13 protein-coding genes and 2 pseudogenes are annotated in these 12,439 nt (G+C 72.1%); 8 read left to right on the forward strand and 7 right to left on the reverse strand.

Going from position 1 to position 12,439, the window contains the following annotated elements:
- A pseudogene (locus tag AB0F98_RS29915) lies at window positions 1-201 on the forward strand (hypothetical protein); the annotation flags it as partial.
- Window positions 202-515: 314 nt separating this feature from the next.
- Here AB0F98_RS29915 and AB0F98_RS29920 read toward each other — a convergent pair.
- A complete protein-coding gene (locus tag AB0F98_RS29920; protein ID WP_357742307.1) occupies window positions 516-1,352 on the reverse strand; it encodes an undecaprenyl-diphosphate phosphatase in 837 nt (278 codons plus the stop codon).
- Complete coding sequence (locus AB0F98_RS29925; RefSeq protein WP_357742311.1) at window positions 1,349-2,401, reverse strand: LLM class F420-dependent oxidoreductase; 1,053 nt, start codon at window positions 2,399-2,401, stop codon at window positions 1,349-1,351. Before AB0F98_RS29925 ends, AB0F98_RS29920 begins: the two co-directional genes overlap by 4 nt.
- Before the next feature lie 193 nt (window positions 2,402-2,594).
- Here AB0F98_RS29925 and AB0F98_RS29930 point away from each other — a divergent pair, with 193 nt between their 5' ends.
- Together AB0F98_RS29930 and AB0F98_RS29935 are read left to right on the forward strand one after the other, a co-directional pair.
- Entirely contained in the window at window positions 2,595-3,566 is a 972-nt protein-coding gene (locus tag AB0F98_RS29930; protein ID WP_076473030.1) for an aldo/keto reductase, read from the forward strand.
- A gap of 110 nt (window positions 3,567-3,676) precedes the next feature.
- Entirely contained in the window at window positions 3,677-3,868 is a 192-nt protein-coding gene (locus AB0F98_RS29935; protein ID WP_076473031.1) for a DUF5703 family protein, read from the forward strand.
- Between the two features lie 66 nt (window positions 3,869-3,934).
- Here the strand turns inward: AB0F98_RS29935 and AB0F98_RS29940 are convergent, their stop codons facing one another.
- Window positions 3,935-4,591 (reverse strand): hypothetical protein, encoded by a 657-nt coding sequence (locus tag AB0F98_RS29940; RefSeq protein ID WP_357742316.1) that lies wholly within the window; start codon window positions 4,589-4,591, stop codon window positions 3,935-3,937.
- 58 nt (window positions 4,592-4,649) lie between these two features.
- A complete protein-coding gene (locus AB0F98_RS29945) occupies window positions 4,650-5,978 on the reverse strand; it encodes a M20/M25/M40 family metallo-hydrolase (RefSeq protein ID WP_357742319.1) in 1,329 nt (442 codons plus the stop codon).
- Between the two features lie 180 nt (window positions 5,979-6,158).
- Between AB0F98_RS29945 and AB0F98_RS29950 the strand changes: the two genes are divergently transcribed.
- The 3 genes from AB0F98_RS29950 to AB0F98_RS29960 all read left to right on the forward strand — a co-directional run bounded on the left by AB0F98_RS29950 (window position 6,159) and on the right by AB0F98_RS29960 (window position 8,105).
- Window positions 6,159-6,758, forward strand: coding sequence for a hemerythrin domain-containing protein (locus AB0F98_RS29950; RefSeq protein WP_357742322.1), 600 nt, complete (start codon window positions 6,159-6,161; stop codon window positions 6,756-6,758).
- A gap of 74 nt (window positions 6,759-6,832) precedes the next feature.
- The gene (locus tag AB0F98_RS29955; protein ID WP_357742325.1) at window positions 6,833-7,840 is read left to right on the forward strand and encodes a LysR family transcriptional regulator; all 1,008 of its coding nucleotides are present in this window, start codon (window positions 6,833-6,835) and stop codon (window positions 7,838-7,840) included.
- Window positions 7,841-7,859: 19 nt separating this feature from the next.
- Complete coding sequence (locus AB0F98_RS29960) at window positions 7,860-8,105, forward strand: hypothetical protein (RefSeq protein ID WP_357742328.1); 246 nt, start codon at window positions 7,860-7,862, stop codon at window positions 8,103-8,105.
- Window positions 8,106-8,238: 133 nt separating this feature from the next.
- Here AB0F98_RS29960 and AB0F98_RS29965 read toward each other — a convergent pair whose 3' ends face one another.
- From AB0F98_RS29965 to AB0F98_RS29975, 3 genes are read right to left on the reverse strand one after another with little or no spacing between them, the layout of a single operon-like run.
- Window positions 8,239-8,589 carry a DUF3140 domain-containing protein gene (locus AB0F98_RS29965; RefSeq protein WP_357742331.1) on the reverse strand — a complete coding sequence of 117 codons (351 nt, stop codon included), beginning with the start codon at window positions 8,587-8,589 and terminating at the stop codon, window positions 8,239-8,241.
- On the reverse strand, window positions 8,589-8,810 hold the full coding sequence (locus tag AB0F98_RS29970) for a hypothetical protein (protein WP_357742334.1): 222 nt from the start codon (window positions 8,808-8,810) through the stop codon (window positions 8,589-8,591). The genes AB0F98_RS29965 and AB0F98_RS29970 overlap by 1 nt, the downstream gene beginning before the upstream one ends.
- Window positions 8,807-11,365: an ATP-dependent Clp protease ATP-binding subunit gene (locus AB0F98_RS29975; RefSeq protein WP_357742337.1), complete on the reverse strand. Its 2,559-nt coding sequence runs from the start codon at window positions 11,363-11,365 to the stop codon at window positions 8,807-8,809. The genes AB0F98_RS29970 and AB0F98_RS29975 overlap by 4 nt, the downstream gene beginning before the upstream one ends.
- A gap of 253 nt (window positions 11,366-11,618) precedes the next feature.
- Here AB0F98_RS29975 and AB0F98_RS29980 point away from each other — a divergent pair.
- Both AB0F98_RS29980 and AB0F98_RS29985 read left to right on the forward strand, forming a co-directional pair.
- Window positions 11,619-11,987 (forward strand): annotated as a pseudogene (locus tag AB0F98_RS29980) (hypothetical protein); the annotation flags it as partial.
- A gap of 191 nt (window positions 11,988-12,178) precedes the next feature.
- Window positions 12,179-12,439 carry a hypothetical protein gene (locus AB0F98_RS29985; protein ID WP_357742453.1) on the forward strand — a complete coding sequence of 87 codons (261 nt, stop codon included), beginning with the start codon at window positions 12,179-12,181 and terminating at the stop codon, window positions 12,437-12,439.

Below are 12,439 nucleotides of genomic sequence, written 5' to 3' on the forward strand. Positions count from 1 at the left end.
GGTTGGGGTAGCCCGGAGCAGATCACCGACCCGCAGTACGCCACCACCGCGTTCCTCAAGGGCCTGAAGCAGGTCGACGGCTGGCAGGACATGCCGCTGACCCAGGCCGCGCAGACGGTGCAGGTGTCGGCCTACCCGGACGCCTACGCCCAGTGGGAACAGCAGGCCGCCGACCTCGTCGGCCAGTACTGGAACAGCTGACAACCACACAGCACACGAGCATGAACCGCTGGCCGGCACCCAAACACGGGTGCCGGCCGGCGGCATATTCAAAACCGACCGGCCCCCAGGGGGCCGAGCGAGGGCACAACCACTCGCCCGCCCGCTTCGACACCAACGGCTCGGCGCATCTCAGCCCGGCCTCCATGATCGGTCCCGCGAAACGACCCCGGACGCTTGCCGAACGCGACCAGGCACCGACAACCGGTGCGTATCTGGGTGCAGAGCAGGCGGTAGAAAAGGCGCCGGCCGGCACCCGCGACAGGGGTGCCGGCCGGCGGCGTAGGAGTCGGCGGTCAGGTGGCGCTGATGGTGTTCGTCATCAGCAGCGCGAGGACCAGCGTGCCCAGGGCCACCCGGTACAGCACGAAGAGGTACAGGGTGTGGTGGGCGACGTAGCGCAGCAGCCAGGCGATGGCCGCATACCCGATGCCGAAGGCGATGATCGTGGCCACGATCAGCATGGCGACGGTCGGGGCCGCCGTGCCCGGCGCCGCGGGTTCGAACACGTCCCCGAGGCTGAACACGCCGGACAGCACCACCGCCGGGATGGCCAGCAGGAACGAGTAGCGGGCCGCCGTCTCCCGGGTGAGGTTGAGCAGCAGGCCGGCGGTGAGCGTGCCGCCGGACCGGGACACCCCCGGGATCAACGCCATGGCCTGCGCGAAGCCCATGACGATGCCGTCACGCATCCGGAAGTTCTCCAGGGCGCGGGTCTGGCGGCCCCAGTACTCGGCGAAGGCGAGTACGAACGCGAACACGATGAGTGTCGTGGCCACCAGCCAGAGGTTGCGGCCGGCGGTGCGGATCTGGTCCTTGAACAGGAAGCCGAAGATCCCGATGGGGATGGTGCCGACGATCACGTACCAGGCCATCCGGTAGTCCAGGCTGGAACGCACCGAGCTGTCCCAGATCCCGACGACCCAGGTACGGGTTATCCGCCAGATGTCCTTGGCGAAGTAGATCAGCACGGCCGCCTCGGTGCCGAGCTGGGTCACCGCGGTGAACGACGCGCCCGCGTCACGCCCGAAGAAGAGCGCGGAGGTGATCCGCAGGTGCCCCGACGAGCTGACCGGCAGGAATTCCGTGAGCCCCTGGACGATGCCCAGGACGATGGCCTCGACCCAGGTCACTCGCCGACTCCAGCGATCTCCAGCGCCTCGGCGACGGTACGCAGGGTCTGCACACCGCTGTCCCGGTCGGCCACGAACAGGTTCACCGACAGCGTGGTTACGCCGGCTGCCGCGTACTCCCGCATCCGTTCGGCGATGCGCTCCTTCGGCCCGAGCAGCGACGTACGGTCGATGAACTCGAGCGGCACCGCGGCGGCGGCGTCCCGTTGCCGCTTGGCCAGGTAGAGGTCCTGCACCTCGCGCGCCGCGTCGCCGTAACCCATGCGGGTGGCCAGCTGGTTGTAGAAGTTCTGCTTCCGGCTGCCCATGCCGCCGACGTAGAGCGCCGCGTACCAGCGGACCAACTCGGCGCAGGCGGCCACGTCGTCGCCGACGACCACCGGCACGGACGGCACCACGTCGAAGCCGTCCAGCTCCTTACCGACCCGCTCCCGCCCGGCACGCACCGCGGCGAGCTGCTCCTGCGCGAACTCCGGGGCGTAGAAGACGGCGAGCCAACCGTCGGCGATCTCACCGGCCAGCTCGAGGTTCTTCGGGCCGACGGCGGCCAGGTAGATCGGTATGTGGTCGCGTGGCGGATGGAAGCTCAACCGCAGCGCCTTGCCCGGACCGTCGGGCAGCGGCAGGGTGTAGTGCTCGCCGGCGTACGCGACCTCCTTGCGGGCGACCGCCAGCTTGACGATGTCCACGAACTCGCGGGTACGCGCGAGCGGCTTGCCGAAGCGGACGCCGTGCCAGCCCTCGGAGACCTGCGGCCCGGACACCCCCAGGCCCAGCCGGAACCGCCCTCCGGAGAGGGTGTCGATGGTCGCCGCGGTCATCGCGGTGGCGGCGGGTGTGCGGGCGGGGATCTGCATCACCGCGCTGCCGACGTCGATCCGTTCGGTCTGCCCGGCTATCCAGGCCAGCATGCTGGGCGAGTCGGAGCCGTACGCTTCCGCCGCCCACACCACCGAGAAACCGAGCCGCTCCGCCTCCTGGGCGAGGGCCAGATGATCGGCTGGTGTGCTCCACGCCGTCTGATATCCGAGGCTGAGCCCGAGTCGCAATGGTCCTCCCCCATCGGCTCCACAGGTCGCATCAGGTTACGCAATGCCGATGACCGACTGGATCACCGGCTCACCGAAAAGGCGATGGGGTGGGCGGATTCGGACGCGGAGGCGGCAGGAACACCGGCAGAACCCGGTAGACATGACGGGAGCGAGGATATCGGTTGCGCCGTGTTCGAAATAAGGTTCACCCATGCAACAGCGACCGCTCGGCCGAAGCGGGCTGGCGGTTTCGCGGCTCGCGCTCGGCACCATGACCTGGGGTCGGGACACCGACGCCGACGATGCGGCCGCCCAGCTGAAGAGTTACCTCGACGCGGGCGGCAACCTGATCGACACGGCCGACGTCTACGGCGACGGCGACGCCGAGTCGGTGATCGGGTCGCTGCTCGGCACCCTGGTCCCGCGCGACGAGCTGCTGATCGCCACGAAGGCGGGGCTGCGGCCGGGCAACGGCCGGCGCCGTGACAACTCCCGGGGCCATCTGCTGCGTACGCTCGACGCCTCGCTGCGTCGCCTCGGCACCGATCACGTCGACCTGTTCCAGGTGCACGGCTACGACCCGGACACCCCGCTGGAGGAGACCCTGGCGGCACTCGACCACGCGGTGGCCAGCGGTCGGGTGCGGTACGTGGGGGTGTCGAACTTCTCCGGCTGGCAGACCGCACGGGCGGCGGCCTGGCAGGCGGCCTGGCCCGGACGGTCGCCCGTGGTGGCTGCGCAGGTCGAGTACTCGCTGCTGGAGCGGGGCGTGGAGCGCGAGGTGCTGCCGGCCTGCGACGCGCTCGGCCTGGGTGTGCTGCCCTGGTCGCCGCTCGGCCGAGGTGTGTTGACCGGCAAGTACCGGCACGGCCGTCCGGCCGACTCCCGCGCCGCCTCACCGCACTTCGAGCGGTTCGTCGCCACCTATCTCGAGCCACGCTGCTCCAGCATCGTCGAGGCGGTGGCCACGGCGGCCGGCGGGCTGGGTGTCTCGCCGCTGGAGGTGGCGCTGGCCTGGGTGCGGGACCGGCCCGGCGTGACGGCCCCGATCCTCGGCGCCCGCACGGTCGGCCAGCTGCTCGGCGCGCTGCAGGTGGAGCGGATGACGCTGCCGGAGGAGATCATCACGGCGTTGGAGGACGTCTCGGCGGTGCCGGTCGGCTACCCCGAGCGCGACAGCTGACGGGCGAACCGGCCACGGCGCCACGGGCGGGCACGAACCCCCTGCGGCAGCGGTCCCGATCACCCCACAGGGGGTGGCGGACCGCCGCCGGCCTGGGCAGCATAGGGCACATGGACTACGAATACGCACCGCTGCGGTTGCCACCGAACGTCGACCGGCTGACCGCCGCGACGCAGCTGGCGATCCAGGCGGAGTTCTCCGGATGGGAGTTGGCCCGGGTGCGGCTGTTCCGGGACGGCACCCGGCAGGTGATGCTGCGCCGTCGCCGGGTCAACCAGCCGCAGCCGGGTCTGTCGTACTGAGGCGGACCCGCCACGGCGTACGCCCCGGGGCCCCTGCCGCACGGCCGGGCCCCGGGGCGGTGCCGTCTAGTGGACGTGGTCGTGCTCGTCGTCGAGCTCCAGGAACGGGTGCTCGTCGAGGCGCCCGATGAGCCGGTCGTCGGCGGCGGGCTGGAACGGGCCGACCGCGTCGTCGTCCTCGAACGACTCCAGGTCGACGGGGGTGCCGACCTCGCTGACCATCACCACCCCGTCGAGCGGCTCGAGCTCCGGGATGTCCAGCGCGCCGAGCGAACCGTCGCCGCTCTGCAGCAGCTCCAGCACCGCCTCGCCGACCCCCTCGACCGGCGCCGGCTCGTCGTCCTCCGGCGTGCTCTCCCGCCGGGCGACCTCGGCGACCCGCATCAGCGCGGAGATGCTGGGCACCCGGTAGTCGCGGCGCTGGCGTACCGAGATCACCCGCGGGTACGGGTCGGTGGCCTCGACGTTCTCCGTGCCGCCGCCGAAGCGCGCGTCGGCCTCGTCCGGGTCGATCGCCTCGACGTCCCACGGCGTGACTTCACCGAAGGCGTCCAGGAGCCGCTCGTCGTAGGCGTGGGAGGCGTTGTTCAACTCGACGTACGCCTGCCAGACGTCGTCGTCGTCGATACGACCGTCGGCGGCACGTACTGCGGACAGGTGACGCCGAGCGGCGTCGATCACCCGCTCGAGGGCGGAGTCCAGCTCACCGTGCTGGTCGGTCATGCGTGGTGTTCCCTTCACGATGGGAGGTGCCGCGCGGGCGCAGCAACCGGAAGACGGGTCAGCAGGTACGAAGGAACCGGTCGAGAACCCGCACGCCGAACTGTAGCCCGTCCACCGGAACCCGCTCGTCAATGCCGTGGAACAACGCGGAGAAGTTCAGGTCGGCCGGCAGGCGCAGCGGGGCGAAGCCGAAGCAGCGGATGCCGAGCTGGGCGAAGGCCTTCGCGTCGGTGCCGCCGGAGAGCATGTACGGCACCGGGTGCGCGCCCGGATCCTCCGCGCGCAGCGCGGCGGACATCGCGTCGACCAGGTCACCGTCGAAGGTGGTCTCGATGGCGGGCTGGCGCTGGATGTACTCGATGTCGATGTCCGGCCCGATCAGCTCACGCAGCTGCGCCTCCAGCAGCTCGGATTGGCCGGGCAGGCTGCGGCAGTCGATGGTGGCGGTGGCCCGGCCGGGGATGACGTTGTCCTTGTAGCCGGCGGCGAGGCGGGTGGGATTGGCCGTGTTGCGGATCGTGGCCCCGATGATGTTGGCGATCGGCCCGAGCTTGGCGATCGCCGCCTCCGGGTCCTCCGGGTCCAGCTCGATGCCGAGCAGCTCGGAGACCTCCTCGAGGAAGGCTCGCACGGTCGGGGTGACCACCATCGGGAAGCGGTGCCGGCCGATGCGGGCGACGGCTTCGGCGAGGGCGGTGACGGCGTTGTCGTCGTGGACCATCGAGCCGTGCCCCGGGCGGCCCTTCGCGTGCAGCCGCAGCCAGTCCACTCCCTTCTCGGCGGTCTCGATCAGGTAGAGCCGCCGGGCGTCGTCGACCGAGTAGGAGAAGCCGCCCACCTCGCCGATCGCCTCGGTGCAGCCGTCGAAGACGTCGCGGTGCTGCCGGGTGAGCCAGTGCGCCCCGTAGTCGCCGCCCGCCTCCTCGTCAGCGGTGTACGCGAGCACGATGTCGCGGGTGGGGCGTACGCCGGTGCGCTGCCAGTGCCGCACGACGGCGAGCACCATCGCGTCGAAGTCCTTCATGTCGATCGCGCCGCGACCCCACAGGTAGCCGTCGCGGATCTCGCCGGAGAACGGGTGCACCGACCACTCGTCCGCGTCGGCCGGCACGACGTCGAGGTGGCCGTGCACCAGCAGGGCGCCGCGGCTCGGGTCGGTGCCGGCGATCCGGGCGACGACGTTGGCCCGACCGGGGGCGGACTCGTGGATCTGGGTCTCGACGCCGACCTCGGCGAGCTTCTCCGCCACGTACTCGGCGGCGGCGCGCTCGCCCGCGCTGGTGTCGTTGTCTCCCGTGTTGGAGGTGTCGATCCGGAGCAGGTCGCGGCAGAGGTCGACGACCTCGTCGGTGAGTACGGGTCGGTCGGAGGTGGCGTCGCTCGTCATCGCTTCTTCATACCAGCCGCGGTGCCCGGCGGATTCCCCGCGGGCGGGGTCGGCGGTGTCGCGCCACCCCGTACGACGTGGGCGGGGCGCGCGACGGTTTCGCGCCGTGTGGCGCCGGGTACCGCCCGCCCGCGACCGCACCTCCCCCGAGCACGCCCCCGGCCAGACGAGGAGAGCACGATGACCGTCCCCCTGCCGCCGTTGCCACCCGCCCCCGACGAGGGCTTCCGGCCCGGTGGTCGCAGCATCGCCGAGATCGTCGAGCACGAGCACCGGCAACTGCTGGACCTGCTCGAACTGCTCACCGGGCCCGGCCCGGTCGCCGACGAGCAGCTGGCGGTGCTGACCGCCGCGTTGTCGCGGCACCTCTCCGCCGAGGAGCAGTACCTGCTGCCGGCGGTACGGGCGGCGGTGCCCGCCTCTGCCGCACAGGTGGACCGGACCCTCGACGCGGACGCCGCCCTGCTGGGCGCCCTGCGCACGCTCGCCGAGGACGGGCCCGGCGAGGTGGCCGAACGGGTCCACCGGCACGTGGAAGAGGTGGGCACGCTGATCACCGCGTTGCGTGCGGCGGCGACCGAGGAGGAGCTCATCCGGCTCGGCAACCGCCTGGAGATCGCCGAGGAGGCCGCGCCGACCCGGCCGCATCCGGACACCCCGGCGACCCCGCCCTGGAACCGGGTCGTCGAGCCGGCGCTGGGCGTGGTGGACAAGGTCCGGGACGCGGTGACCGGCCGGCCGACGTACCTGGCCGACCTTCCGGACGAGCCGCGCGACTGATCGGCGACATTCATCCATAATCGCCGATCCATCTGGCCCTTCCCCAGGCCGGAGCGGGGTCATACCGTCACCGTATGAATCTGGAGCTGCGACACCTTCGGGTGGTGTGCGCCATCGCCGAGACGGGAAGCGTGACCAAGGCCGCGTCGACGCTCGGTCTGGCTCAGCCGGCGCTCACCGCCCAGCTCCAACGCATCGAACGCACACTGGGCGGACCGCTCTTCGAGCGGGACCGTCGCGGCGCTCGGCCGACGGCGCTCGGCGAGTTGGTGCTCGCCCGGGCCCGGGTGCTGCTGCCCGCCATGAAGGGGCTGCAGGACGAGGCGGCCCGTCTCGCCGGGGCCGCGGACGCGCCGCGGCGGTACCGGTTCGGCGGGGTGAACAGCCCGATCCTCGGCCGGCTCGTGCACCGGCTCGCGGCCGAGCAACCGCAGGCGCAGATCACCATGTATGCGTCCTGGTCGGTGGACGAGCTGGCGCAGCTGGTCGTCGGCGGCCGGCTCGACTTCGTGCTGACCGGCGTCTGCGGCGACTCCAACCCGTCGGCCGAGTTCGGGCTCAGTTGGCGGGAGGTCTCGGTCGACCCGGTGCTGGTGCTGCTGCCGGAGACCCATCCGCTGGCCGACCGGGACGAGGTCCAGCTCGTCGACCTGCGCCACGAACAGTGGGTGGCGGCGCCGGGCGACGGCTGCTTCGGCGACTGTTTCGCCGCCGCGTGCGCCCGCGCCGGCTTCACACCCCGCAAGCTCTACGAGACGGACGTACGCGGCTGCGTGGACCTGGTGGACGCGGGCGAGGCGGTGGCGCTCTGCCAGGCCACGTTCCGCCCACCCGCGGGGCTGGTCACCCGCCGACTGGCCGGGGTGCCGCTGCGCTGGCGGTTGATGCTGGGCTGGCACCCCGACTCCCCCGCGGCCCGGGTCGCCGAGCTGGTGCTGCGGACGGCGCAGGCCGCGTACGACGACTCACTCGCCCCGCACCCGGCGTACCTGGCCTGGCTGGTGACCAACCCGGAGTTCGGCGTCCGCCGGTCGAGCGCCCTCGGCCCGGTAGCCGAGGCGAACGGGGTGCGAACGGCGTAGCGACGGGTATCACGGCCCCATGACCGACGCTTCCACCGCCGCAGACAACCGTGACCTGCTCCGCCGCGCCGCCGCCGCGCACACCGCCGCGGCCCAGGACGTCGAGGCGTTCCTGCGCCGCCTTCCGGAGGTGCCCGGGCCGGCGGAGTTCACCGAGTACGCCAACCTCGTCACCCGTGAGGAGCAGATGCGCGCCGACCGGGAGGCGGCCGCCGACGCGGCCGGCCTGACCATCGCCAGCCTGGAGTCCAACCAGGGCACCTGACCCCCACCCCCCTCCGGGGTCACCCGCCGGAAGTTGTTGTCGCCCGGCACGGCGTGTCGCGACAACAACTTCATGATCACCGGGCAGTCGGTGGGGAGCCGGGTGGGGTGCGGGGTGGGTGGGTGGGGTGGGGTTAGCGTTCTATCAGGATGTCGTGTCCTAGGTCCAGCAGGGAGTGCCGCCACTCGTCGTCGGCGTTGCCGCGCGGCGGCCGGGCGTCCACCAGGGACTGGATACGGTCGATGGCGTCCCGCATCACCTCGATGTCCTCCGGAGTGAGGTCCACCTTCCGTTTGGTCAGCACCCGCAGGATCTGCCGCCCCGGCTCCGGCAGGTTGAGATCCGGGTCGGGGCCGAACGCCTCCTCACCCGAGCCGCGGGTCAGCAGCCACTGTCGCAGCTGTTCGGACGGGACGTTGACCTGGGCGTGGAAGTCGTCCCAGAGCACCTCAACCTCGGGATCGAGCCGCTGCTCGCGTACCATCAGGTCTCCTCTCCGGGTGGCGGCCCGGACGCCTCCGGGTCCGCCTCGTCATCGGTCTTGCGGCGCCGGCCTTCGGCCGGCATGCGGACCCGAGCCGGGTTGGCCGTGGGCCGGGCCTGGATCGGCCCGGGGTGCTCGGCCTCCTCCTGCGGCTCCCCCGTCTCCGGAGGCTTCTGCGTCTCGGGCGGACGCTCCGGATCGGGCCCCTCCCGCCGGCTCATCGCGGATGCGACGTCGTGGCCGCGGTATAGCCTCGTTCACCGGCGCCGACGTCGAAGGTGAGCGCACCGTCGCGGGCGTCCACGGTGACCTTCTGGCCGGGCGAGATGTCCGACGCCAGCAGCATCCGGGAGAGCTGGTTGTCGACCTCGCGCTGGATCACACGGCGCAGCGGCCGGGCGCCGAACTCCGGCTGGTAGCCGTGCTCGGCGAGCCAGTCGATGCCGGCGGTGGTGAAGTCCACCTCGATGTCCTGGGCGTGCATCCGGCGGCGGGTCTCCTCGAGCAGCAGCTCCGTGATCTGGCGTAGCTGCGCGGCCTCCAGCCGGCGGAAGATGATCACCTCATCGATCCGGTTGAGGAACTCCGGCCGGAAGTTCTCCTGGAGCCGCCGCATCAGCCGTTCCCGCAACTCGTCGCTCTCCCGCTCGCTGCCGGGCTCACCCGCGCCGAACCCGACGGCACGCTGGGTCCCGGTGATCAGCTCCGAGCCGAGGTTGCTCGTCATGATCAGGACGGTGTTCTTGAAGTTGACAGTGCGGCCCTGACCGTCGGTGAGCCGCCCGTCGTCGAGCACCTGGAGCAGGATGTTGAACACATCGGGGTGCGCCTTCTCGATCTCGTCGAGCAGCACCACCGCGTACGGGCGGCGGCGTACCGCCTCGGTGAGCTGCCCGGCCTCCTCGTAGCCGACGTACCCGGGGGGTGCGCCCACCAGGCGGCTCACGGTGTGCCGTTCCTGGAACTCGCTCATGTCCACCCGGACCATCCGGTCCGACTCGCCGAAGAGCGCCTCCGCGAGGGCGCGGGCCAGCTCGGTCTTCCCCACGCCGGTCGGGCCGAGGAAGAGGAAGCTGCCCATCGGTCGCTCCGGGTCGGCCAGACCGGTCCGCGAGCGGCGGACCGCCTCCGCGACCGCGGAAACCGCGTCGTCCTGCCCGACCACCCGCTCGTGCAGGTGCCCCTCGAGGCGCAGCAGCCGGTCCCGTTCCTCCTCGGTGAGTTGGGCGACCGGGATGCCGGTGGCGCGGGACACCACCTCGGCGATCTCCTGCGGCCCCACCTCGGGCACCTGCGAGCCGCCGTTGCCGTTCTCACCGTGCGACCGGCGCACCTGATCCTCCAGCTCGGCGATCCGGTCGCGCAGCGCAGAGGCGCGTTCGTACTTCTCGTCGGCGACCGCCTGTTCCTTGTCCCGGCGCACCTCGTCGAGCTGCCGCTCCAGGTCCCGTACGTCCGCGGCAGGGGTCCGGGTACGCAGCCGCACCCGGGCGCCCGCCTGGTCGATCAGGTCGATCGCCTTGTCCGGCAGGAACCGGTCGGTGACGTACCGGTCGGAGAGCTCGGCGGCGGCGATCAGCGCCTCGTCGGTGAACCGCACCTGGTGGTGCGCCTCGTACCGGTCGCGCAGCCCGCGCAGGATGGCCACGGTGTCGTCGACGCTCGGCTCGGGCACCAGCACCGGCTGGAACCGGCGGGCCAGCGCGGCGTCCTTCTCGATGCTCTTGCGGTACTCGTCGAGCGTGGTCGCGCCGATCACCCGCAGCTCACCACGGGCCAGCGCAGGCTTGAGCATGTTGCTCGCGTCCATGCCGCCCTCGCTGCCGGCGCCGCCCGCCCCGACCAGGGTGTGGATCTCGTCGAGGAAGATGATCAGCTCCTCCCGGTGCGCCCGGATCTCGTCGATCACCTTCTTCAGTCGTTCCTCGAAGTCGCCGCGGTAGCGCGTGCCGGCGACCAGCCCGGCCAGGTCCAGCTGGATGACCCGTTTACCCAGCAGGGTCTGCGGCACGTCGCCGTCACAGATCCGCTCCGCCAGGCCTTCGACGATGGCGGTCTTGCCGACGCCGGCCTCACCGATGAGCACCGGGTTGTTCTTCGTCCGCCGGGAGAGGATCTCCACCGCCTGCTCGATCTCGTCGGCGCGGCCGATGACCGGGTCGATCTGGTCGTTGTGGGCCAGGTCGGTGAGGTCCTGCCCGTACTGGTCGAGGGTCGGCGTGCCCCGGTCCGGCCGTGGGCCGGTCATCGGCCCGCGTTCGGCGTTGGCGGCCTGCAACGACTCGGGCTGGATCCGCCCGGCGGCGAGCATCCGGCCGGCCGGCGACTCCGGGTTCAGCGGCAACGCCATCAGGATGTGTTCCGGGCCGATGTAGTTGGCGCCCATCGCACGCGAGAGTTGGTGGGCGTCGAGCAGCGCCCGCTTCGCCGCCGGGGTGAGCGACAGGTTCGGCGGCACCTCGCCTCGGGGCGCCCCGTCGCCGCGCCCGCCCAGCGCGTTGAGCAGGGTGTCGGGGTCCGCGCCGGCGCGCCGTACCAGGTCCCGCAGTGGCTCGCGCTGCAGCGCCGCCCAGAGCAGGTGGTCGGTGTCCAGGTCGCTGCTCTGCCGCTGCGCCGCGCGCCGTGCCGCGTCGGCCAGCATCTCCCGCGCGTCGGCGGTCATCAGCCGGGTGATGTCGACCCGGTGCGGCGGCCGGCGCCCACCCTCGCCACGGCCGAAGTACCGGGCCAGGAACTCGTCCCACGGGTCGGTGCCGAAGTCGCCGGGTCCCATCATCTCTGTCCTCCGCAGTCGCGCGCGACGGTCGGCAGGGGCTACCCGGCGGTCGGCCCGACAAACGCCGCGACGGTTTCACCCGGGCCGTGCGGACGCCTTCTCGTTCCGGGCCGCGGACCGCCGCCCGCGGCTCTCCGGAGGCCGGCCGCGACTCGACCGAGGCCGCCGGCCACGACTCGCCGGAGGCCGGCCACGACTCGCCGGGAGCCGGCATCGCCGGGGCGGCGGGAGGCCGGAATGGCAGGCTGTGGCCATGGACGTACGGCCGCTGCTGATCGTGGACGCCGCGAACGTGGTCGGCTCGCGCCCGGACGGGTGGTGGCGGGACCGGGCCGGGGCGACCGCCCGGTTACGCGACTCGCTCGCCGGGCTGGGCGACGTCGGGGTGCCCCCGCAGCTGCTGCCGCCGGTGTTGGTGGTGCTGGTGGTGGAGGGCCGCGCCCGGGACGTACCGGCCGTGCCGGGGGTCGAGGTGATCGTCGCCCGGGGATCGGGTGACGACGCCATCGTCGATCTGGTCCGGGCCGCCCCGCAACGCCGCCGCGTCGTCGTCACGGCCGACCGTGAGCTGCGGGAACGGGTCACCACGCAGGGCGCGGAGGTGTACGGACCGCGCTGGCTGCGCGACGCCGCGGAGAGCCCGCGGACGGGGCCGGTGGTGGAGGCGCAAGATGCCTCCGGTCCCGCCAATCGGACTCCGGGCGCTTCAGGGTGACAAGCGGTCACCGGGGCAGGAACACTGACAGGGCGGATGTCTTCCCGCCATACGGATAGGCTCTAATGAAGGCCTCCCTGCCCCCAGGAGGTACCCCCGTGGCGAGCGTCGCCGAGCTCAAGGCAGCCATCGACGTTGCACTGGAACAGATCGGCGCCGGCCAGAGCGCCGTCCAGGCCGCCGGCGAGAAACTGGCCGAGGCGCAGCAGACCCTGGCCGGAGCGTTGGAGGGCAGCGGGCACGAGACGGTCAACGCGGCCCAGGCCTCGCTGACTCAGGCCGGCCAGGAGCTCGAGGAGTGCCTCGCGGCCACCCTGGTGGCCGTCGAGCAGGCGCAGCTCTACGTCGCGGCCCTGTAG

The sequence above is a fragment of the Micromonospora sp. NPDC023737 genome (assembly GCF_040639715.1).
Taxonomy (GTDB): Bacteria; Actinomycetota; Actinomycetes; order Mycobacteriales; family Micromonosporaceae; genus Micromonospora.